At 61.8% G+C, this 21150-nt stretch carries 18 protein-coding genes; 4 read left to right on the plus strand and 14 right to left on the minus strand.

Features of this window, described 5'->3' with window-relative positions; all coding sequences use genetic code 11:
* Positions 1–86: 86 nt before the first annotated feature.
* From JFN90_RS04975 to JFN90_RS04985, 3 genes are all read right to left on the minus strand, one after another.
* Positions 87–1367: a (Fe-S)-binding protein gene (locus tag JFN90_RS04975; RefSeq protein ID WP_199394001.1), complete on the minus strand. Its 1281-nt coding sequence runs from the start codon at positions 1365–1367 to the stop codon at positions 87–89.
* A 109-nt stretch (positions 1368–1476) separates the two neighbouring features.
* Positions 1477–2853: an FAD-binding oxidoreductase gene (locus JFN90_RS04980; protein ID WP_199394002.1), complete on the minus strand. Its 1377-nt coding sequence runs from the start codon at positions 2851–2853 to the stop codon at positions 1477–1479.
* Positions 2854–2880: 27 nt separating this feature from the next.
* Entirely contained in the window at positions 2881–4161 is a 1281-nt protein-coding gene (locus tag JFN90_RS04985) for a nickel-dependent lactate racemase family protein (protein ID WP_199394003.1), read from the minus strand.
* Positions 4162–4533: 372 nt separating this feature from the next.
* Here JFN90_RS04985 and JFN90_RS04990 point away from each other — a divergent pair, with 372 nt between their 5' ends.
* Complete coding sequence (locus tag JFN90_RS04990) at positions 4534–6576, plus strand: sodium-translocating pyrophosphatase (protein WP_199394004.1); 2043 nt, start codon at positions 4534–4536, stop codon at positions 6574–6576.
* A gap of 118 nt (positions 6577–6694) precedes the next feature.
* Here JFN90_RS04990 and glgA read toward each other — a convergent pair whose 3' ends face one another.
* The 4 genes from glgA to clpB all read right to left on the minus strand — a co-directional run bounded on the left by glgA (position 6695) and on the right by clpB (position 13440).
* Positions 6695–8254 (minus strand): glycogen synthase GlgA, encoded by a 1560-nt coding sequence (gene glgA, locus JFN90_RS04995; protein ID WP_199394005.1) that lies wholly within the window; start codon positions 8252–8254, stop codon positions 6695–6697.
* Positions 8255–8342: 88 nt separating this feature from the next.
* Positions 8343–9602, minus strand: a complete 1260-nt coding sequence (locus JFN90_RS05000) for a M48 family metallopeptidase (protein WP_199394006.1) — start codon at positions 9600–9602, stop codon at positions 8343–8345.
* Positions 9603–9841: 239 nt separating this feature from the next.
* Entirely contained in the window at positions 9842–10720 is an 879-nt protein-coding gene (locus JFN90_RS05005; RefSeq protein ID WP_199394007.1) for a DNA-binding protein, read from the minus strand.
* 128 nt (positions 10721–10848) lie between these two features.
* On the minus strand, positions 10849–13440 hold the full coding sequence (gene clpB, locus JFN90_RS05010; RefSeq protein ID WP_199394008.1) for an ATP-dependent chaperone ClpB: 2592 nt from the start codon (positions 13438–13440) through the stop codon (positions 10849–10851).
* 236 nt (positions 13441–13676) lie between these two features.
* Here clpB and JFN90_RS05015 point away from each other — a divergent pair, with 236 nt between their 5' ends.
* Positions 13677–14243 carry a hypothetical protein gene (locus JFN90_RS05015; protein ID WP_236018882.1) on the plus strand — a complete coding sequence of 189 codons (567 nt, stop codon included), beginning with the start codon at positions 13677–13679 and terminating at the stop codon, positions 14241–14243.
* Positions 14244–14371: 128 nt separating this feature from the next.
* Here the strand turns inward: JFN90_RS05015 and JFN90_RS05020 are convergent, their stop codons facing one another.
* Positions 14372–15445: a branched-chain amino acid aminotransferase gene (locus JFN90_RS05020; protein WP_199394009.1), complete on the minus strand. Its 1074-nt coding sequence runs from the start codon at positions 15443–15445 to the stop codon at positions 14372–14374.
* Between the two features lie 215 nt (positions 15446–15660).
* On the opposite strand from JFN90_RS05020, the gene rpoH reads away from it, so the two are divergent.
* The gene (rpoH, locus tag JFN90_RS05025) at positions 15661–16512 is read left to right on the plus strand and encodes an RNA polymerase sigma factor RpoH (RefSeq protein ID WP_199394010.1); all 852 of its coding nucleotides are present in this window, start codon (positions 15661–15663) and stop codon (positions 16510–16512) included.
* Between the two features lie 107 nt (positions 16513–16619).
* Here rpoH and JFN90_RS05030 read toward each other — a convergent pair whose 3' ends face one another.
* The 5 genes from JFN90_RS05030 to JFN90_RS05050 all read right to left on the minus strand — a co-directional run bounded on the left by JFN90_RS05030 (position 16620) and on the right by JFN90_RS05050 (position 20092).
* Positions 16620–17645: a peptidylprolyl isomerase gene (locus JFN90_RS05030; protein WP_199394011.1), complete on the minus strand. Its 1026-nt coding sequence runs from the start codon at positions 17643–17645 to the stop codon at positions 16620–16622.
* 253 nt (positions 17646–17898) lie between these two features.
* A complete protein-coding gene (plsY, locus tag JFN90_RS05035) occupies positions 17899–18483 on the minus strand; it encodes a glycerol-3-phosphate 1-O-acyltransferase PlsY (protein ID WP_199394012.1) in 585 nt (194 codons plus the stop codon).
* Positions 18484–18613: 130 nt separating this feature from the next.
* Complete coding sequence (locus JFN90_RS05040) at positions 18614–19042, minus strand: MauE/DoxX family redox-associated membrane protein (RefSeq protein ID WP_199394013.1); 429 nt, start codon at positions 19040–19042, stop codon at positions 18614–18616.
* Positions 19039–19536 carry a rhodanese-like domain-containing protein gene (locus JFN90_RS05045; RefSeq protein ID WP_199394014.1) on the minus strand — a complete coding sequence of 166 codons (498 nt, stop codon included), beginning with the start codon at positions 19534–19536 and terminating at the stop codon, positions 19039–19041. Before JFN90_RS05045 ends, JFN90_RS05040 begins: the two co-directional genes overlap by 4 nt.
* A gap of 124 nt (positions 19537–19660) precedes the next feature.
* Entirely contained in the window at positions 19661–20092 is a 432-nt protein-coding gene (locus JFN90_RS05050; protein WP_199394015.1) for a UPF0158 family protein, read from the minus strand.
* A 105-nt stretch (positions 20093–20197) separates the two neighbouring features.
* Here JFN90_RS05050 and JFN90_RS05055 point away from each other — a divergent pair, with 105 nt between their 5' ends.
* Positions 20198–20911 carry a UDP-2,3-diacylglucosamine diphosphatase gene (locus JFN90_RS05055; RefSeq protein ID WP_199394016.1) on the plus strand — a complete coding sequence of 238 codons (714 nt, stop codon included), beginning with the start codon at positions 20198–20200 and terminating at the stop codon, positions 20909–20911.
* On the opposite strand, the gene JFN90_RS05060 is transcribed toward JFN90_RS05055, so the two are convergent.
* The gene (locus JFN90_RS05060; protein ID WP_199394017.1) at positions 20908–21144 is read right to left on the minus strand and encodes a YkgJ family cysteine cluster protein; all 237 of its coding nucleotides are present in this window, start codon (positions 21142–21144) and stop codon (positions 20908–20910) included. The two genes, JFN90_RS05055 and JFN90_RS05060, sit on opposite strands and share 4 nt — an antisense overlap.
* Positions 21145–21150 lie beyond the last annotated feature (6 nt).

Genomic DNA, 21150 nt, shown 5'->3' on the forward strand with positions numbered 1-21150 from the left:
ATGTATACAGGCAAAGTACCGGAAATACGTGGGGTTCTAAAGCGGGACTAAAAAGGAGGGGGGAGGCGGCTGACAGGGGTTGCCTGTCAGCGCCTGATTTTGCGGGCCAGAAGCTCGACGGTATGCAATACCCTCGTTTTATCTCCTGCCTGTTTTAGGCCGTCGGAGAGCTGCATGATGCAGCCGGGGCAGCCGGTCACCACGGCGTCGGCACCGGTGTCGATGATCGCCTTGCTCTTACCGGCGTTGATGTCAAGGGAGCTTTCGTAGTGGTACACGTTGAAGGTGCCGCCCAGCCCGCAGCAGCGGTCGGCGCCTTCCATCTCCACCAGCTCCAGCCCCGGGGTCTCCTGGAGCAGGGTGCGCGGCTGTTTGGCGATGCCGGCGGTCCTGTGGTGGCAGGGATCGTGGTAGGTGACGCGCATCCTCTGACCGGTGCCGGTTTCCTCGGGATGGAGTCCCAGCTTCTGCAACAGCACCGCCGCATCCACCGTTTTGTCCGCTACCGCCTGGAGCCGGGCCTTCAGCTCCGGATTCCTCTTGCCGACCACCAGCGGGTAGAGCTTGTGCAAGGCGCCGCCGCAGGTGGCGCAGGCGGTCATCACGTAATCGGCCTGGTGTTTCTCGATAGCGGCCAAGTTCTGCTCGGCCAACCCACGCACCGTCTCCAGGTCGCCGCCGGACATGCCGGGAAGGCCGCAGCACTGCTGCCCCTGCGGGATGATCACCGTGCACCCCAGGTGGCGGAACAAGGCGAGCGTCGCTTCCCCGATCTCGGTGTAGACGAAGTTGGTCATGCACCCGACAAAGAAGACGATGGTGGGCTTGCCCGGCTCGCCCTTGATGATTTCGGGATGCCGTTTCATAAATGGCTTTTTGGCGATCTGCGGGATGTGGCGGCTCCCCCCGATGAACGGCATCGGGAACCGGAGCCTGAGCCCCGAGGTGCTGGGGACCTTCCTGAAGAAGACCGGTCCCAGGACTGCCGCGGCGAGAGCACCGAAGTTCATCAACTTGCGGTTCTTGATCACCTGTCCCACCGCCTTATGGAAGGTGGTGAGGCCGCGCCGCTGCGCCAGGGCCTCGCGGGCGGCGATGACGATCTCGTCGGTGGGGACCTGGTTCGGACACTTGTCGACGCAGCTGCCGCACAAAAGGCACTTGGACATGGCGGAGTAGGTGCCGTCGTCGAGGGTGATGTCACCTTTCATCAAGTGCTGGGCCAGGGCCACCTTGCCGCGCGCGGTGGCCGGTTCCCGCTGGAAAGTGCTGAAGGCGGGGCAGTTGGCGCGGCAGGCGCCGCACTTGACGCATTTCTTCATCTCTTGGGCTACCCGTTCGAGCGGGTCGGTGTGCTTCTTGGTCATGCTGGGGTCTCGCTTGTTGGAGCAATGGGAACTATGGGACTTATGGGAGCTATGGGAAGCATGGGAAAGCTAGCTCGTGGCCCGTTTTCATTGTCTATTGTCAATTGCCTTACGGCAGCATCTTGCCGGGGTTGAGGACATTGTTCGGGTCCAGGGCGGCCTTGATGGCCTTCATGGCGGCAATCTGCTCTGCGTTCAGCTCCAAGGGGATGTAGGGCTGCTTGGCCAGACCGACGCCGTGCTCGCCGGACATGGTGCCCCCCAGGTCGAGCGCCGCCTGGAACACTTCCTTGATCGCCTCGTGCGCCTTCTCGATCTGTCCGGGCACGCTCTTGTCGATCATGATGTTGACGTGGATGTTGCCGTCGCCGGCATGGCCGAAGTTGACGATGGGGATGTCGTAGCGCTTCTGGATCACCTCGATGCGCCGGATCACGTCGGGCACCTTGCTCCTGGGGACCACGATGTCCTCGTTAAACTTGTCCGGGTTAACGTCGCGCAACGACGGCGACACCAGGCGACGCACCCGCCAGAGCTCCTCGCTCTCGGCGGCATCCTTGGCAACCCGGAACTGCACCAGCCCCAGCGGCTCGATCAGCTTGTGGATCTGCCCGGCCTGCTTCTCGATCAGGTCGCGGTCGCCGTCCACCTCGATCAGGAGCACCGCCCGGGCGCTTTCGGGCATGCCGAGATTGAAGCGGCGCTCGACGCAGGTAAGGGTGGCGTGGTCCATGAACTCCAGCGTGGTCGGAATGATCTTGTTCTTGATGATGGTGGAAACCGCGCGCGCCGCGCCGTCGATGGAATCGAACACGGTGAGCATGGTCTTCTTCGAGTCCGGGTAGGGGAGGAGCTTGAAGATGATCTTGGTGATGATGCCGAGCGTCCCCTCTGAGCCGCATAAAAGCTTGGTCAGGTCGTAGCCGACCACACCCTTCACCGTCTCACCACCGGTGCGGATGATGGCACCGGTCGGCAGCACCACCTCGAGCCCCATCACGAAATCCTTGGTGACGCCGTACTTGACCGCACGCGGGCCGCCGGCGCACTCGGCGACGTTCCCCCCCAGGGTGGAGAACTTGAGCGAGGCGGGGTCGGGGGGATAGAAGAGCCCCAGTTTCTCGACCGCCATCTGGAACGTCTCGGTGACCACACCCGGCTCCACCTCGGCCACCAGATTGTCGGTGTCGATCCTGAGGATGCGGTTCATCCGGGTGGTCACCAGCACCACGCCGCCCCCCTTGGGGAGGGCGCCGCCGGTGAAGCCGCTGCCGGCGCCTCTCGGGAAGACCGGGAAGTTCTCCTTGTTGGCGAGCTGCAGGATGCGGGAAACCTGCTCGGGGCTGTCCGGGTGCACCACGGCGTCGGGGAGGAACTCCATCTGGGTGGCGTCATAGCCGTAGCAGATCAGGTCCTGCGCTCCGGTGGCGATGTTCTCTGCTCCGACGATGTCGGTCAATTGCTGCAGGGTGCGTGCGTCTAGCATTCAAGTTTTTCCTTTCGTTCGTTATCTCTAAACCTTCATTACCGGCAGCACCGTCCCCCCCTCGGGGATCAGGTAGGCGCGGTAATCTTCGAAAAGCATGGGTGCTGCCAGCGCCAGCGCCTCGTCGAGGGTGGCCGCCGGGATCATCCCCATGGTCCGCACCTCTTCCACCGGGAGCTTGGATACCAGCACGATCCTAAACCGCTCGGCCTTTTCCTTCACCGACCAGGCCGTCTGGCCGTTGATCTCGTAGCGCTTGCGGAGTCCGGATTCCAACTCGGCGCAGGTCTCGTAGCCGAACCAGTTGAAGAAGGTGGCGTTGCCGTAGCCGTCCCGGCACTCGGCGAGGAGAATCATGACTCCTCCGGGTTTGAGCGCGCGACTGGCGTACTCCATCGACTTGTGGGCCTGGATCAGGTTGATGTCCTTGGGGTAGCCCCCGCAGGACACGATGACCAGGTCCCCTTTCTCGTCGATGGGAGCGGAAAATGAGTCGTTGTAGAAGCGGCATCCGGCCAGGTGCGCCTCCTGCCAATCGCAGGCGAAGGCGGCAATGATCTGCTTGTCCGGGCCGAGCACCGTGTTCAGGATGAAGTCCGGAGCGACCATGCCACAGGCCTCCAGCATCGCTTCGTGCACCGGGTTCCCCTCCAGGTTGCCGGCCACCGCTTTCGGGTGCCGGCCGCTCCCCTCGTCCGGGTTCAGCAGGGAGAAGTGACTCGCCATGCAGCTCTTCCGGCTGGAGACGCCAGGGAGGATGCTCTTGCGGCCGCCGCCGAAGCCCGCGAAGTAATGGAAGGTAACGGCGCCAGTCAGGATGCCCCGATCCGCTTCGGTCACCCTGCGGTTTACCTCTACCGGGACGCCGCGCGCGGTGTCACCCAGAAAGACCAACTCGCCGGGGTCGTCACAGTCGTGGTCGGTCACCTTGATCCTGCCGTACAACTCTCCCACGATTTTCTTGTGCTCGGCCGGCGTCTGCTTGCGGTGGATGCCCAGCGCGACGACGATCTCGATGTCCCGGTCCTGGATGCCGACGGAGTTGAGCCGAGAGACCAACAGGGGAAGGTAGACATCGCTACCGGTGGGGCGGGTCACGTCGGAGGTGACAATGACGACGCGGTCACCGGGGGCAAAGCTCGCCAGGAAATCGGTGCATTTGTCGAGGGCGCGCTCGATCAATTCGACCGGCGTTCCCTGCCGCTGGAAAGGGCGGGGGCGCAGCACGGAAAGGAGATGTTCCGGAGCCAGTTGCAGAGGATAGCTGTGGTCGCCGCATTTAAGATCAGGCATCGCGTTATGATACATATTCGACCTCCGATACGCAACTGTTTACCAGATCCAATCGCTGGATAAGGAATTGAAGTGACTGGCTTAGGTGCCGGCATGTGTGCGGGCTGGCACAGAGGAGAGGCGGGCGAATGATTATTCGCCCCTACAGGATCTAAAGGCATGTTCTCACTCCTGCAGCCGGGGAACGCGAGGTTCTGCCGTAGCGGACGGATGTGGCTGAAGCGAAGTATACTGCAATGAAAATAAAAGAATTCCAATAAACCGGTGCCCCAAGTATGAATTAGATTGACAAAATGGGGCGTTTTCGATAACAATCACCCGTTTTTATGACTATGTTGGAAGGCACGCCTTTTTTTGAGGCATATCCAAATAGGAGGATTTTTTTCAATGGAACAGTATGCAGTAGTCTTCGCCCTGGTCTGTGCCGCGGCGGCAGTCGCCTACGGCCTGATCTCGGCCCAGTGGATCCTGGGGCTTCCCCAGGGTAACGAGCGGATGAAGCAGATCGCCTCCGCGATCCAGGAAGGCGCCGGCGCCTACATGAAGCGTCAGTACACCATCATCGCGGTGGTGGGCGTCGCCATGTTCGTGGCCCTCTTCGCCTCCCTCGGTTGGATGACCGCAGTCGGCTTCCTGGTCGGCGCAGTCTTCTCCGGCCTCACCGGCTTCATCGGGATGTTCGTCTCGGTGCGCGCCAACGTGAGGACCACCGAGGCTGCCAAGTCCGGCATCCACAAGGCTCTCAACGTTGCCTTCAAGGGCGGCGCCATAACCGGCATGCTGGTCGTCGGTCTGGGCCTTCTGGGCGTTGCTGGCTACTACATGTTCCTGCAGGCCGTCATGCCGGGCGCTCCGGTGAAGGACATCGTCAGCCAGCTGGTAGGCCTCGGCTTCGGCGGTTCGCTGATCTCCATCTTCGCCCGTCTGGGCGGCGGTATCTTCACCAAGGGCGCTGACGTCGGCGCCGACCTGGTGGGCAAGGTCGAAGCAGGTATCCCCGAGGACGACCCCCGCAACCCGGCCGTCATCGCGGACAACGTCGGCGACAACGTCGGCGACTGCGCCGGCATGGCCGCTGACCTCTTCGAAACCTACGCCGTTACCCTGATCGCTGCCATGCTGCTGGGCGCCATCACCTTCGCCAACCCCGGCGCGGTCAGCTACCCGCTGATCCTGGGCGGCATCTCCATCATCGCCTCCATCATCGGCACCTACTTCGTCAAGCTGGGCTCTTCCGGCAAGATCATGGGCGCTCTCTACAAGGGCCTCATCGCTTCCGGCGGGATCGCCTGCATCGCCTTCTACTTCGTCACCATGCAGATGTTCCCGCAGGGTCTCGCCGAGGCTAACGGCACGGTCATCTCCGCAACCAACATTTTCATCTCCGCCATCGTCGGTCTGGTCGTAACCGGTGCCATCTTCTGGATCACCGAGTACTACACCTCCACCGAATACGCCCCGGTCAAGCACATCGCCGAGGCCTCCAAGACCGGCCACGCCACCAACATCATCGCCGGCCTTGGCATCTCCATGAAATCGACCGCACTGCCGGTCATCGTCATCTCCGCGGGCATCATCGTCGCCGCCAACTGCGCGGGCGTGTACGGCATCGCCATCGCCGCGGTTTCCATGCTCTCCCTGACCGGTATCGTCGTCGCCATGGACGCTTACGGCCCGATCACCGACAACGCCGGCGGCATCGCCGAAATGGCTGAACTCGATGACTCCGTCCGCGCCGTTACCGATCCGCTCGACGCAGTCGGCAACACCACCAAGGCCGTCACCAAGGGCTACGCCATCGGCTCCGCCGGTCTGGCCGCCATCATCCTGTTCACCTCCTATGTCCAGGAGCTGACCATCGCCGACAAGAGCTTCTCCCTGTCCGATCCGAAGATCATCGTCGGTCTCTTCATCGGCGGGATGCTGCCGTACTACTTCGCCGCTATGTGCATGGAAGCCGTTGGTAAAGCAGGCGGCGCGGTCGTCGACGAAGTCCGTCGCCAGTTCCGCACCATCGCAGGGATCATGGAAGGCACCGGCAAACCGGACTACGCAGCCTGCGTAGACATCGTGACCAAGACCGCTCTCAAGGAGATGGTCATCCCGGGTCTCATCCCGATCCTCGCCCCGATCGTCGTCGGCTTCACACTCGGCCCCAAGGCTCTGGGTGGCGTCATCGTCGGCTCCATCGTAACCGGTATCTTCGTCGCTATCTCCATGACCACCGGCGGTGGCGCTTGGGACAACGCGAAGAAGTACATCGAGGACGGCTACCACGGCGGCAAGGGTAGCGAAGCCCACAAGGCTGCCGTAACCGGCGATACCGTAGGCGACCCGTACAAGGACACCGCTGGCCCGGCCGTCAACCCGATGATCAAGATCATCAACATCGTGTCGCTGCTCATCGTTCCGCTGCTGAACAAGATGTAGCACCGGCTTTTAGCTGAAACGAAAAAGGCGTCCCGGATTTCCGGGGCGCCTTTTTTTGTTTTGTGCGGGAGGGGACTATTGGATTTAGTGGGCCCTGTGGACCGAGAAAGCGGGACGGCTACGCCGGGGGCAGGCAGGCTTCGGTCGTCGCGCAGGGCGCTATGCGCTTCGGAGACCTCTCCGCCAGCACCTGTTGGAACCTCTCCTCGCCCAGTTTCCTTCTCATTCCCTCCAGGTAGAGCCCCTCGTACTTCTCCGCGGCATTCTCCCACGTGAAGCGCTTGGCCATGGCGTTCTGCCGCAAGGCTGCGATCGCTTCTGAGTCGTGGTACCAGGAGTGCACTGCCCAGCCGACGGTGTCGAAGAGCGCGCCCGCGTCCAGGTTCCAGAACTTGAAGCCGTCGCCGGTGCGTTGAGCGGAATTGAAATTCTCGACCGAGTCGTCCAGCCCGCCTGTCGCGCGCACGATGGGGAGGGTGCCGTAGCGCATGCTGTACATCTGGTTCAGGCCGCACGGTTCGAACGCGGACGGCATCAGGAAGAAGTCGCACCCAGCCTCGATGCGGTGGGCCAAAGTGTTGTCGTAGCCGATGCGGCAGGCGAAGCGATCGGGACGGTCGGCGGCCATACCGCCGAAATAGAAGTGGGCCCAAGGCTCGCCGGCGCCGAGAAGCACCAACTGGATGTCCAGTTCGAGAAGCCGCGGCAGCGCCTGCGCCAGGACATCGATCCCCTTTTGTTTCACCAGGCGCGAGACCATCCCGATCAGCGGCACGTCCTCGCGCTCAGGCAGCCCCAGGGAGCGCTGCAACTCCCTCTTGCAGACCGCCTTCCCGGAAAGGTCTTGGGCGCTGTAGTTGGCCGGCAGGAGGCGGTCCTCCTCCGGATTCCATTCCTGGTAGTCCACGCCATTGAGGATGCCGGACAGGGCGCCGGAGCGCTCTCGAACCACCCCTTCCAGCCCCCAGCCGTATTCCGGCGTCTGGATCTCTCTCGCGTATCCTTCACTTACCGTGTTCAGCATGGTCGCGTGGTAGATCCCGCCCTTCAGGAGGTTTACCTGGTTGTCCATCTCCAGTTCCAGGAAGGTGAAGTGGTGCCAGCCGATGCCAAGGACATCCATGGCACCTTCATAGAAGCTCCCCTGGTGCTGCATGTTGTGAATGGTGAGCAGCGAGGCGGCCTGCGCCAGGTGGTGATCGTGGAGGTAAGAGGTGTTCATCAACAGCGGCACGGCGGCCGTGTGCCAATCGTGCGCGTGCACCAAGTCCGGGGTGAACTGGATCATCTTGCACAGTTCCAGACTGGCCTTGGAGAGGAAGATGAAGCGGTTGTCGTTGTCGAGGTAGCCCTTGTTGTCCCTTTCGTAAAGCGATTCGCGCCCGTAGAAGTCTTCATGCTCCAGGAAGTAGATGGGGACGTCGGAGCCGGGCATCCTGCCTTCGTGCACACCGCAGTACATGTTGCCGATGATCCCCATGGGGACCACCAGTACTCCGGGGAGTTGGCGCAACTGGTAGCGTTCCCGGTCGACTTTGTAGTAGCGCGGCATTACCACGCGGACGTCGTGACCGCGACCGGAAAGATACTTGGGGAGGGCGCCGACCACGTCAGCGAGGCCCCCTTCCTTGGCGAAGGGGACTGCTTCTGAGGCGGTTATCAGGATGTTCAGACGCATTTCGATCGGCTCCTGTTGCTGGTCTCGTGGCGTTAGGCCTCAGCAAAAATACCAGAACAAGATGTGAGACGCAATGAGGTAGTGTTAATTATTCCGACGTTTCCTTCGTCTTCATGTTGCGCAGGGCCGCCACCCGGTCCACCACCGGCGGATGACTGTAGTAGAAAGCCGCGTAGAACGGATGCGGGTGCAGGTTGGAGAGGTTTTCCGTGGAGAGCTTCACCAGGGCCGAGGCGAGCGCCTCCGGGGTCCCCGAGAGGTCGGACGCGAAGCGGTCGGCTTCCCATTCGTTGCGGCGCGACAGCCAGGAGCCGATGGGGGTAAGTGGGAACGAGACGATGGAGAAGATGAAGCTGATCATGAGGATCTGGGCCAGGAAAGAGGCTTCCGGGAGACCAAAGAGCAGCGGAAGCCCGCCCCATGCGATTAATTGGTGCACCAGGAAGAAAATCGCCAGGGCGGCGGCTTCAATCAGAACCAGGCGCTTCCAGATATGCCCCTTCTTCCAGTGCCCGGCCTCATGTGCGAGGATCGCCAGGAGTTCCGGGCGATTCATCTGTTTCAGCAGCGTGTCGTAGAGCACGATGCGCTTGACACGGCCGATGCCGGTGAAATAGGCGTTGGAGTGGAGGCTGCGGCGGGAAGCGTCCATCTGCTGCACGTCTTTCACCCTCAGGTCGGCCTTTTGCAGCATGTTCCGGATCTCCTCCTCCAACTCCGGGTCGCCCAGCGGCTCGAACTTGGAGAAGAGCGGCTCGATGATGTACGGCGAGATGTAGATCATGACGATGGAGAAGAGGGCGAAGAAGGCCCAGACCCAGAGCCACCAAAATTCCGGAGAGTGTCTGATCAGCAAGAGCGCGGCGCTGACGACGATGGCGGTAAGGGCCATGGAGATGAAAGTGGACTTGAGCAGGTCCGACAGCCACAGGCCAGGCGTGGTGGTGTTGAAACCGAAGCGCCGCTCAAGGCGGAAGGTGCTGTAGAGCGAGAAGGGGATGTCCAGCAGTTCCTGGACCAGGGTGAGGACCAGCATGAACAGCACGCCCCGAAGCACGAAAGAATCCGTCAGCGAGGCGATCCAGTGGTCGTAGAGCGGCAGCAGCGGGGTGAACATGAAGATGAGTAAAAGAGCGCTGTCGTAGATGGAATCGATGAGGGCGAGCCTGCTCTGCGCCAGCGTGTAGCTTGCCGACTTGGCCAGCGCCTCCGCGTCGACGGCGTCGGCAAATCCTTGCGGCACGGTGCTGCCGTAGCGGCGCAGGTGGCGCAGGTTCAGGTAGCGCAGCAGACAGGCGGCGGCGAAGCGTGCGAGGTAGAGGGCGATCAAGAGCGACGTGGTGGACATGGTTGTTCTCCGAGGGGCGCTGGGCAGGCTGAACAAGCCTTGGCCTGCGCCGCCATGAGAAAATGGTTCCTTCAGCCTAACCACGGCAAATCCCCTCTGTCTCCCCTTCGCAAAGGGGAGCACGCGGGGACTTGAGCAGCTCTTCGTGGATAAAAGATACCGGGATTTCTGAGAAGAATCGAAAAAAAAGGCCCTCCGTGTGGACGGAGGGCCTTCGCCTGGTTTGGCTGCGGGGCGTGTTACTTCTTCACGCTCCCCTTTTCGATGATGGCGGTGTACTTGTAGCCGCCGCCGAAGTCCTTGTCCTTGGCGAGAGTGCCGGAGACGGTGATCACGTCGCCCTCTTCCGCATTGTCGTTGGTGGTCACGACGAGATCGTTGGTCTTCTTCTTGGCGTCGCCGGTGCCGTCCTGCAGGTGCAGCCAGTTTTTGTTCATGATGCCGGTGGCAGTCTTGACCACCTGGCCGCGTACCAGGACCTGTTTGCCGTTCAGGGAGCCGCGCTTGGCGAAGATCTCCTCCACGGTGTAGGCGTTGGCGCCGGTTGCTTTCTCTACCTTGATCTTCTCGCCGGGGGCGGCTTTCTTGGCCTCCTTGGCGGGCTTGGCAGCTCCCTTAACTTCAGGCGCGTTGCAGAACAGGATGGTCTCGAAGGTGCGGTTCAGGGTCTTGCTCTGAAACTTGGTCATGGGCATGCAGCCCTGGAAGGAAAGAGTATCTCCGACGCGGGTCTCGAGAACCGGGTACGCTACCCAAGTTTTGGTGCCGCCGGCCACTTCCAGGTTGGCGTAGGTGTAGCCGCCGCCTTCCATGGTTTCGACAACCTTGCCGGTGGGATTGGTGTTTACCTCGGGCGCCCCTGCTTCGGCGGGAGCCGCGCCACCCATCATCATGGAATGGCCGCTTTTGGACATGCTTTTTTGGATGGCTTCGGCTTTCGACTCGGCCTTTTCGGGCGCCTGGGCAGCGGCGTCGGCTTTCTCGACCGCTTTCGGGGCGGCAACAGCTTCGACCTTGGCATCAGCCTTCTCGGGCGCTTTGGGTGCGTCAGCACAGGTCCCGGCCACCGGCAGTGCCAGCGTGACGAGGACGGACATAATGGTGGAATAACGCTTCATCTAAGACTCTCCCCCACATCGAATTGCCGCCGGAGCGGCGCAAAAGCCTAGCTTTGCGCCGCGTACAATAGCAGCTTCAAGGCAAAATATCAATTTGTTAATTTTTGCTTATCGTATTCACTGTTTGGCTATCTCCTGGCGATAGCCAAAGTACTCCCGTCGCTTGCCACATCGACTTGGACCGTGTCTCCGGGGCCGAACTTCCCTTCCAGCAGCATGAGCGCAAGCGGGTCCTGGATCTTGCGCTGTAGGGCGCGTTTCAAGGGGCGGGCCCCATAAGCGGGGTCGTACCCTTCCCGCGCCAGGAACTCGCGTGCCTGGTCGGTGACTTCCAGCCCGATGCCCTTTTCTTCGAGCCGCTTGGTCAGGAACCGCAGCTGAATCGACACGATCTCCTTGATCCGCTCCAGCGGAAGGGCATGATAGATGACGATCTCGTCAACGCGGTTTAGGAATTCGGGTTTGAAAGCCTCCCTGAGGGTCTCCATGACCTCGCCCTGCATCTTGGCGTAGTCGGTGGCGCCGTACTGCTGGATCCACTGCGAACCGAGGTTGCTGGTCATGATGATCACCGAGTTCTTGAAGTCGACCGTCCTCCCTTGGCCGTCGGTCAGCCTGCCGTCGTCGAGGATTTGCAGAAAGACATTGAACACCTCAGGATGCGCCTTCTCGATCTCGTCAAAGAGCACGATGCAGTAGGGGCGCCGCCGCACCGCCTCGGTGAGCTGTCCCCCCTCCTCGTAGCCGACGTAGCCTGGGGGGGCACCGATCAGGCGGGCCACCGTGTGCTTTTCCTGGTACTCGCTCATGTCGATGCGCACGATGGCTTGGTCGTCGTCGAACAGGAAAGAGGCGAGGGCGCGGGCGGTTTCCGTCTTGCCCACCCCGGTTGGGCCCAGGAAGATGAAGGAGCCGATGGGGCGGTTCGGGTCGGAGAGGCCGCTCCGGGCGCGGCGCACGGCGTTGGCCACCAGGGTGAGTGCCTCGTCCTGGCCCACCACCCGACTTTTCAGCCGCTCTTCCATGCGCACGAGCTTCTCGCTTTCCGTCTCCAGCATCCGGTTAACGGGGATGCCGGTCCACTTGGCGACCACCTCGGCGACCATCTCGGCGTCCACCTCCTCCGGAAGCATCTTTCCTTCCTTCTGGATCTGTTCCAGGGTGAGGCGCTTGTCCTCGATTTCCTTCTCGATGGCCGGGATTTCGCCGTAGCGGATCTCGGCGGTACGGGCCAAAAGACCGTCGCGCTCGGCGCGTTTAGCCTCCTCGGCCTTGTCCTCCTTGCGCTGCTTGAGCTCACCCAGTTCCGACAGGAGGTTCGTTTCCCTTTTCCAGTGGCTGTTCAACTCGTCCGACTGCGCCTTCAGCGTGGCCAGCTCCTCCTCCAGTTTTTTGAGCCTTTCCAGCGCTTTCGGGTCGTGCTCACGCAGCATGGCCTCCCGCTCTATCTGCAGTTGGATGACGCGCCGGTCGATCTCGTCGATCTCGGTCGGCTTCGAGTCCAGCTCGATCCTGAGTCGGGAGGCGGCCTCGTCGATGAGGTCGATCGCCTTGTCCGGGAGGAAGCGGTCGGTGATGTAGCGGTCGGAGAGCGTCGCCGCGGCGATGATCGCCGAGTCCTTGATCTGGATCTTGTGGTAGTTCTCGTACTTCTCCTTCAGGCCCCGCAGGATGGAGATGGTCTCCTCCACGCTCGGCTCACCCGCGTAGACCTGCTGGAAGCGCCGCTCGAGCGCCGCGTCCTTCTCGATGTGTTTTCTGTATTCGTTGAGGGTGGTGGCGCCGATGCAGTGCAGCTCCCCCCGGGCCAGGGCGGGTTTCAGCATGTTGGAGGCGTCCATGGCGCCCTCCGCCGCGCCCGCGCCGACCAGGGTGTGCATCTCATCGATGAAGAGGATAACCTTCCCCTCCGAGCGCGCCACCTCCTTGATCACCGCCTTCAGCCGCTCCTCGAACTCGCCGCGGTATTTTGCGCCGGCGATGAGGGCGCCCATGTCGAGCGCCATGATCACTTTGTCCTTAAGTGTTTCCGGGACATCACCGGACACGATGCGTTGGGCGAGCCCCTCGGCGATGGCAGTCTTGCCCACGCCGGGCTCGCCGATCAGCACCGGATTGTTTTTGGTGCGGCGGGACAGCACCTGGAGCACGCGGCGGATCTCGTCGTCGCGCCCGATGACCGGGTCCAGTTTGCCTTGGCGAGCCAAGTCGGTCAGGTCGCGGCAGTATTTCGCAAGCGCCTGGTATTTTTGCTCGGGATCCTGCTCGTTGACCGCCTCACCGCCGCGCAACTCCTTCAGCGCCGCGAGGATGCCGTCGCGGGTCACGCCGTTCTGGCTCAAGAGTCGGCCGCTCGGCGTGTCCTTCGAAGCCACCAGCGCCAGCAGCAGGTGTTCCGTCGAGACGAAGGCGTCGTGCATCGTGTCCGCTTCCTTCTGGGCCTGGTCCAGGACGCGGTTGAGAGCGGTGGAGAGCCCGACCTGGGCACCGCCGGTCACCTTGGGGAGGCGTTTAAGCGCCTCGTCCACGCTGTCACGCAGGCGCGGCAGGGGGGCGCCGATCTTCTTGATGAGGTCTGGCACGAAGCCGCCTTCCTGGTCGATCAGCGCGAGCAGCAGGTGTTCGGCTTCGATAGCGGGAGCCGACATGGCGAGGGCGTTTTCATGCGCCGTCGCTATCGCTTCCTGGGTTTTGACGGTCATTTTCTCAGGTCTGATCATGGCTTACCTCCTAAGTCATAGAAGAAGATAGGGAGGGGCGGGTGGTGTGTCAAGGTAGGGTCCTGTTTTTAGCCTTAAAGGTGCGGCGCCATCTCGATCTTTACCACTGTGGCAAGGCTTGTAGTGCGCGGCAAGATATGGCATTATCCGGCAGCGGGTTGCGGAGCCGCGGTGCACAATGCCCGACCGCAAATCGCTAGCTGCTGGTACGCACGTGATGTTGCAGGGGAGCTGAGTTGGCAAAGTTGAAACGAGACGATAACGGACTCGGTGCCGAAGAGCATCCGGATGCTGAGGTCGACCTGGACCTGGCAGCCGAGGACGAACTGGATGACGACCTCGATCTGGCGGCGGACGAGCATCTCTTCTACGGGGAGGATCCGGAAGAAGCGCTCGATGACGATGGAGATGACGGCGAGGAGTTGGTCTGGGACGCCGAGGAACTGTCGAAGCCGGTCGTCGCCAAGCCGGGATGCGCGGTCAGTTTCTTCGTGGACAACAAGCGTCACCACGCCATCTGTCTCGCCGTGATTGGTGACGAGGTACTCCTCGAGCACAAAGACGCGACCCGCTGCTTCCTATTCATTGGCAAGATAACGGAGATCGTGCCGCGCATCCGTCGTGGTGTCGTCTCCGCCACCATCACCGTGGGCGCCCTCAAGCGGTGCCGTTACCGGTCGGTTCCCAAGAAGTGGCTCCAGGAGATGATCAAGGCCGGGCTGTCCTGGAAGGGGGTCGAAGGTCCGGGCAAGGTCGCTCCGGCTCCGGGCGAACTGTTGAGTGGACAGATGGAGTTGTTCTGAAGCACCTCTGCCGCGGAGGATCCTCAGGTTGCGGTGTGGAGGACGTACGACGTGGTCGGTAAATGTGAAAAGGGGACAGGCACTTTTAAAGTAGCCTGTCCCCTTTTCTTTTGACGTTTGCTAGCTGCTTACTTAACTTTCCTGATCCAGCCGAACTTGTCTTCGATCTTGCCGGTCTGGATGCCGGTCAGGGTGTCGTAAAGGGTCTGGGTATGCTTGCCGACGCCGCCGTTACCGACCTGCACGGTCTCGCCGGCATAGCAGAGCGTGCCGACGGGGGTGACCACCGCCGCGGTGCCGCTGCCAAAGGCTTCGGTGATCTTGCCGTTCTTCAGGTCCTGCATCAGGTCGTTCACGTCGATCTTGCGCTCTTCAACCTTGAGCCCAAAGGACTTGGCGAGGGTCAGCACGGAATCGCGGGTGATGCCGCGCAGGATGCTTCCTTCCAGCGGCGCGGTGACGATGGTGTCGCCGTAGGCGAAGAACATGTTCATTGAGCCGACTTCCTCGATGTAGCGTTTGTGTACGCCGTCCAGCCAAAGCACCTGGTCGTACCCTTTCTTCTTCGCCTCGAGGCCGGCCTTGAGGGAGCTCGCGTAGTTGCCGCCGGTCTTGGCTTCGCCGGTGCCGCCCGGGGTGGCGCGGACGTACTTGTCCTCGACCATGATCTTGACCGGTTTGAAGCCGGCGGAGTAGTAGGCGCCCACCGGGGAGAGGATCACGTAGAAGTAGTAGTGGTCCGAGGGCTTGATGCCGACGTGCGGCTCGACCGCGATCATGGCGGGACGGACGTAGAGCGAGGTCCCCTCCGAACCGGGCACCCAGGCGCTTTCCAGAGCCACCAGCTGCTCGATCCCTTTCACGAAAAGCTCCTCCGGAACTTCCGGCATGCAGAGACGCTCGGCGGAGTGGTTGAAGCGACGGGCGTTCATCTCCGGGCGGAACAGCGCGATGGTGCCGTCCTCCCAACGGTAGGCCTTCAGCCCCTCGAAGATTTCCTGGGCGTAGTGCAAAACAAGCGCCGCCGGGTCGATTTGGAACGGTTCGTACTTCTTGATGCGGGCATCGACCCAGCCCTGGTTGACTTTCCACTCGACCAGCAGCATGTAGTCGGTAAAGATCGTACCGAAGCCGAGCTGCGACTCGTCGGTGTACTTGGCCTTCTTATCCCCCTCGCTAATCGGTATTACCCTGATCTCCATATGGCAGAACCTCCGGTTGTTCGGCGCCAGGCGTCGCTTATTTCGATCTTTTCGTTTACCACATTCGCAGCGGCAGGCGCAAGTAATTTAACCCCCGTAAATTCACGGGCATCCCCTTGATTTTTTGCATGCCGCTTGCTATATTTATTAGCGCTCAAGAGTGGAGAGTGCTAACAAGCAGTTGGCAAAACAGCACTCACAAGGGAGAGATCAACATGACGTACGCAATGCCGGTACCTATAGACAGCCTTACCCTGTACCTCACGGAAATCAACCGTTTTCCGCTTTTGTCGGCGGATGAGGAGATGGATCTGGCCTGCAGGTTCCGCGACGAGGGGGACCTGGAGGCGGCTCACAAGCTGATCACCTCGAACCTCAGGTTTGTCGTGAAGATCGCCGGAGAGTACCGCTCCTACGGAATGAAGATGCTGGACCTGATCCAGGAAGGGAACGTGGGGCTCATGATGGCCGTCAGGAAGTTCGACCCGGCCAAGGGCGTCCGGCTCATCTCCTACGCCGTGTGGTGGATCAGGGCGTACATCCAGAACCACATCATCTCCGCCTGGAGCCTGTTGAAGATCGGCACCACCCAGGCGCAGAGAAAGCTATTTTTCAAGCTGAACCAAGCCAAGCAGGCGATCATCAACATGACCGGAGAGGGAGACCTGCACGCGGCGGCGCTTTCGCTGGACGTGAAGGACACCGAGGCCCAGGAGATGGAACAGCGCCTGCGGGGCGAGCTCTCACTCGACGTGGAGATGTTTGAAGGGGAGGGAGGTACCTTCCTGGAAAGCCTGCCCGACCTGCGCCAGAACCAGGAAGAGATGCTGGCCGAGCGCCAGGAGGCCACCATACTGGAGCAGACCGTGGCGAGCGCGCTCGAGCACCTGAACGAGAAGGAGCGCTTCGTCATCGAGCGCCGCGTGGCGGCGGACCAGGCGCTGACCCTGCAGGAGATCGCCGATCACTTCTCCATCTCCCGCGAGCGGGTGCGCCAGATCGAGGAAGGGGCGCTCAAGAAGATGAAGCGCTTCCTGACCCCGCTGGTGGTGGATCAGGCGGCTTAAACCAAAACCATTGGCCACGGAGAAAATCTGAGGACATCTTAGAAAATCTGAAATAAATAGGGGCGGCTTCCGCGATGGGAGCCGCCCTTTTTATTCATACCCCGTCGCTACCACTTCACGACTTGTTCCAGCTTCGCCTCGCCGCGCAGCTCCGCGACGTACGCCGCCACCAGGGGAGCCATCTTCTCTTTTTTCAGAAAGGCGCACACCGCGGGCTCGGCCTCCTGGTAACTTTCCAGGCGCGGGGCGCGCTTTTCGGTCAGCTTCAGGATGTGGAAACCATTGGAGGTCTGCACCAGATCGCTGATTTCGCCCGGCTTCAGCGCGAAGACCGCCTGTTCCAAGCGGGGATCGAGTTCGCCACGGTTGAAGAAGCCGAGGTCGCCCCCGCGCGCCTTGCTGGGGCAGTCTGAGTGCGACTGTGCCAGGATGCTGAAATTTTCCCCTTCTTTCACCCGGTGCAGCAGGATCTCGGCCCTTTCCCGCGCCCGCTCCTTGTCCCGCTCTTCTCCCGAACCCATGACCACCACCAGGATCTGGCTTGCCCTTGCGCTGCATCCGGTCTTGAACCGCTCCCTGTTCGCCTCGTAGAAATTCCTGGCTTCTTCCGCATCGACGCGAACCCGCCTGCCGAACCTCTTCTCGACGAAGTTGCCGATCACCAGTTCCTTGCGGATCAACTGTTCCAATTGCGGCAGGGTCAGGCCCGCCTCCTCTATGCTGCGGTAGAACGCGACGTCGCTTAGATGTCTGGCGCGGTCGCGGGATATCGCCTGCGCCACCTGCTGCTCCACCCCCTCGGTCGCGGCGACCGATTCCTGGGCCGCCTGGTACAGCAGCTCGGAAGCGATCAACTGTTCGAGCGCCTCCCTGTTCAGGTCGCGCAGCTTCGCGGCCGACAGCGGCGGACTCAGTTCCCTGTTTGCCACCAGTGCTTTGACTGCGCGATCGACCTCGGCCCGGGTGATGGTCTTGCCGTTGACCTTTTCGACGGCATCGGCGGGGAAACCTTGCCGAAGTGCCGGCGGGATTTGCCGCTGCTGTTTTTGGTCTGACTGGTTACAGGCAAACAAGGGGATCAGCAGGAGTGGTATCACGATCGCCAGGGCGATCGCTCTTCTCCGAAGGGACATCCATTTCCTCCAGGCTGGGCGTAAACGTTCCTGTGCAGCTGCATCGTGAACAGCAAGAGATATACCGCCGCGGTTGCTGTCAGCCGTAAAGCGATTTGATCACGGGGTGTTGGCTGGTTAAGCGAGAAGGGATGCCGGAAAGATGAGTGGGGAAGGTAGGTTTTGAGGTGCAAATGACCCAATGTTAACGAGGCGCAGGGGGATTTACCCCTGCGCCGGACGAGTCGGTGCGGCTCTTATGGTTGTGGTCAGGTCAGGCCTTGAACTTGCTCTCGGTGCCGGCCCGCAGCCGGGAGATGTTCTCGTGGTGCTTGAGGATCACGATGACGGCGATGGTAACCGCCATGACGATGGTTTCGCGCGGGGCGCAGGTGCCCAGGGCCAGCAAAGGGATGCAAGCGGCCGCGGTGATGGAGGCCAGGGAGACGTAACGCCACTTGTACAGAACTGCGGCGAAAACGAGGATCCCGAAGAGCACCGCCAGCGGCGCGGTGCCAAGCAGCACGCCCAGCGCGGTGGCGACGCCTTTGCCCCCCTTGAAGCGGAGAAAGACGGTGTAGACGTGGCCCAGGAAGGCGGCGAGGCCGATGGCTGCGACCCAGATCGGCAAGAGCCCGAGCCCTTGTGCGATCAGGACCGGTATCAGCCCCTTGAAGCAGTCCCCGACCAGTGTCATGATGCCTAGCTTCTTGCCGGCGGTGCGATACACGTTGGTGGCGCCGATGTTGCCGCTGCCGCATTCCCTGATGTTGATGCCCATGCTCCGGGCCAGGAGGAGGCCGGTCGGTACCGAGCCGAGCAGGTACGCGCCTACCAGAAGCAGAATTTCGCTCTTCAAAACGTTCTCCCAATGCTTAATGAAACAACGCGGCATCCTACAGGATTTCAGGTGAAACTGCAAGCTGCCGGGGGGGCTGGCGGGACGATTGGGAGTCGGGCAGGTGAGGGGGGGGGCGGTCGTTGCGGGACTAGCGAGTGCGCAAGCCCTCGTAGCGCAGCACGGCCGCGGTCATGGCGAGGAAAAAGGCATCGCGCACAAGCGCAAGCCACGGGGAGGTTTTGGGACCATCCTGCCGGAAACAACCGCAGTCGATGTCGAGGCCGCGGATGATGGCGGAGGTGAGTGCGGCCATGAAGACGAGGTTGAGGGCTCCGATGATCAGGGCGCCGCTTCTGACCCGGACGCCGCAGACCAGCAGCACTCCGCAGGCGAGTTCCACGAAAGGAAGCACGGCCGCGGTGAGGTAGCTCCAGAAATAGGGAAGGATCTGGTAGGCCGCGACGCTGCCGGCAAAAGCGACCGGATCGACGATTTTCGGGATGGCGGCATAGATGAAGACGGCGCCGAGGGCGACGCGGAGCGCCAGGGGGATCATGGTGGCACGCAAGGGGGTCATTGCTTCCCTCCCGAGGTCGGGTAGCCGGCGTCGCGCCATTCGGGAAGTCCTCCCTCGAAGACGTAGACCGAGCCGTAGCCTGCCTTGATCAGGAGTTTGCCGAGTTGCATGCTGTCGTGGCAGGAAAAGCCGTTGCAGTAAGCGATGATGACAGCGTCCTTGGCGACTCCCTTGAGTTGCGGCGCCTGCTGCCGGGTCGCTTCTTCCAGCGGCAGGGAGAGCGCCCCCGCAATGTGCTCCTTTATGTAGCTGGCCGCGCTTCTCGCGTCCACCAGCACCGCCTGTCCCGAGTCGTGCAGTTCCTTTACCTGGGCGACGCCGATCGGCATCGGGACCGCCTCCGCCTGCTGCGCGGTCGGTGCGGCCTGTACCGCAGGGGCACTGCGCCAGGCGTCGGAGAGGAGCGGCCTGTTCCAGAGGATGCCGAAAAGCGCGGAGGCGAACACGATAACGGCGATTTCCCAGAGCGTTTTACGCCAGCTTTTTTCTGCCATTGGGATACCCGAGCGGGGGATGCGGCCGGCACTGTGCTGGCCGTGCTCCCGGTTGAGATGGACACCTGAGAGATGTTACGCAAAAGCGGCGCCCAGGTCAACCGGGGCGCCCGTGGGGATGATGTTAGCGCTCGGGGGGGTAGATGTCGTGCTCCTCCAGCCAGTGCGCAGCGCGGTCGGTGAGAAAGGCCTCCCGGATCGCCTGAAAGTGCTCCTGTTCCTCCTGGTAGAAGGAGAGGATCTCGTGCAGCCTGCCGTGGGACTGCTGCCCGCTGAAGGCCCGCGTCAGCATCGCCTTGAGCCCCTCGTTGGTGAGCCGCTGGATGAAGGCGTGCACCAGTTGGCGCTCCTGCCCGTAGTCGAAGGGGGGGATCTCGAGGAAACGCTCCTCCTGGGAGGCTACTTCATCCCAGAACGTTTCGTCTTCGTACTCGGCAGGAACCGAAAAAACCTCGCCCGTCTCGCGGTCCAGAAAGAAGATCAGATCCTGGTCGTTGTTCTCGAAAGCCTCCATCAGGTCTTCCCAGACGATTTCCAGGTTGCGTAGTGCGTGCATCGGTACCTCTTGGAAACAGGTTAAGGTTAAGGTTGAGGTCGAGATGGAAGGTCCGCCCGTGCCTGTTCCCTTTACCAACTCCGTATTTTTGTATATATTGCGCAAATGCGCAAGATTTTCATCGCCGACGCCCACCTCAGGAGCCCGCAGGACCGGAACTACCAGACCCTGGTCCGTTTCCTGGACACGCTCCCCGCAGACACCGACACCCTTTATCTGCTGGGGGACATCTTCGAGTTCTGGATCGGAAATCCGCAGCCGGTGTACGGGCATTATCGCGAAATCGTGGAGTGTCTGAAGCGGGTGAGGGCGCGCGGGGTGCGCATCGTCTACTTCGAGGGGAACCACGACTTCCACCTGGGGGGCTTCTTCCGAAACGAGCTGCAGGCCGAGGTCCATCCCGGCGGCGCCGAAACGGAGATCGGAGGGAGGAAGGTCTGCCTGTGCCACGGGGACCAGGTCAACCGCGCCGATTACCACTACCGCGCCTTGCGGTTTCTGCTGCACAGCCCCCTGGTCAAGGCGCTGGTGCCGGTGTTCCCGCGCCAGATTACCGACCGGATCGCGGTCAACCTGTCGCAGCGCTCGAGCCGCCAGCACGACTCGCGCAAGAGCCGCTGGGACTACCGTCGCATCCTGGAGGGCTTCGCCCGCGAGCGCTTCGCCGCCGGGTGCGACTTGGTGGTCACCGGGCATTTCCATCTCCCGATGGAAGTGCGGGACGGCGAGCGGGTCTTTGTCGCGCTTGGGGACTGGATCACCCACTATTCCTACGCCCAGTGGACCGAAGCGGGACTGACCCTCGAGCGCTTCGACTAGTGCGGCCGTAACCCGAAAAGCCCCAGGTAATTCTCCACCCGCTCCTGCAAGGTCGGCGCGGCGATCAGCCCGCAGATCTCGTCCGGGCGGTAGCCCCGGCACACGGCGGGGCGCTCCTCGTAGATCTGGCAGCGCTGCTCACCGGAGAGGTGGCGGCACCGCTCCCCCAGTTTCTTTCCCAAGGCGCTGATATCCGGCGCGACGCAGCAGGTCCCGCATCCCGAACAATCCATCTTCAC

Source organism: Geomonas propionica, assembly GCF_016458235.1.
GTDB lineage: Bacteria > Desulfobacterota > Desulfuromonadia > Geobacterales > Geobacteraceae > Geomonas > Geomonas propionica.

What these genes read in the sequence shown, in the direction of transcription:
- JFN90_RS05050 (WP_199394015.1), bottom strand. Translation starts at nt 20,092, where the DNA reads ATGCACGCACTACGCAACCTGGAAATCGTCTGGGAAGACCTGATGGAG.
- rpoH (WP_199394010.1), top strand. Translation starts at nt 15,661, where the DNA reads ATGACGTACGCAATGCCGGTACCTATAGACAGCCTTACCCTGTACCTC.
- JFN90_RS04990 (WP_199394004.1), top strand. Translation starts at nt 4,534, where the DNA reads ATGGAACAGTATGCAGTAGTCTTCGCCCTGGTCTGTGCCGCGGCGGCA.
- JFN90_RS04980 (WP_199394002.1), bottom strand. Translation starts at nt 2,853, where the DNA reads ATGCTAGACGCACGCACCCTGCAGCAATTGACCGACATCGTCGGAGCA.
- JFN90_RS04975 (WP_199394001.1), bottom strand. Translation starts at nt 1,367, where the DNA reads ATGACCAAGAAGCACACCGACCCGCTCGAACGGGTAGCCCAAGAGATG.
- JFN90_RS05005 (WP_199394007.1), bottom strand. Translation starts at nt 10,720, where the DNA reads ATGAAGCGTTATTCCACCATTATGTCCGTCCTCGTCACGCTGGCACTG.
- JFN90_RS05045 (WP_199394014.1), bottom strand. Translation starts at nt 19,536, where the DNA reads ATGGCAGAAAAAAGCTGGCGTAAAACGCTCTGGGAAATCGCCGTTATC.
- clpB (WP_199394008.1), bottom strand. Translation starts at nt 13,440, where the DNA reads ATGATCAGACCTGAGAAAATGACCGTCAAAACCCAGGAAGCGATAGCG.
- JFN90_RS05040 (WP_199394013.1), bottom strand. Translation starts at nt 19,042, where the DNA reads ATGACCCCCTTGCGTGCCACCATGATCCCCCTGGCGCTCCGCGTCGCC.
- JFN90_RS05030 (WP_199394011.1), bottom strand. Translation starts at nt 17,645, where the DNA reads ATGTCCCTTCGGAGAAGAGCGATCGCCCTGGCGATCGTGATACCACTC.
- JFN90_RS05055 (WP_199394016.1), top strand. Translation starts at nt 20,198, where the DNA reads ATGCGCAAGATTTTCATCGCCGACGCCCACCTCAGGAGCCCGCAGGAC.
- JFN90_RS05060 (WP_199394017.1), bottom strand. Translation starts at nt 21,144, where the DNA reads ATGGATTGTTCGGGATGCGGGACCTGCTGCGTCGCGCCGGATATCAGC.
- JFN90_RS05020 (WP_199394009.1), bottom strand. Translation starts at nt 15,445, where the DNA reads ATGGAGATCAGGGTAATACCGATTAGCGAGGGGGATAAGAAGGCCAAG.
- glgA (WP_199394005.1), bottom strand. Translation starts at nt 8,254, where the DNA reads ATGCGTCTGAACATCCTGATAACCGCCTCAGAAGCAGTCCCCTTCGCC.
- JFN90_RS04985 (WP_199394003.1), bottom strand. Translation starts at nt 4,161, where the DNA reads ATGTATCATAACGCGATGCCTGATCTTAAATGCGGCGACCACAGCTAT.
- JFN90_RS05000 (WP_199394006.1), bottom strand. Translation starts at nt 9,602, where the DNA reads ATGTCCACCACGTCGCTCTTGATCGCCCTCTACCTCGCACGCTTCGCC.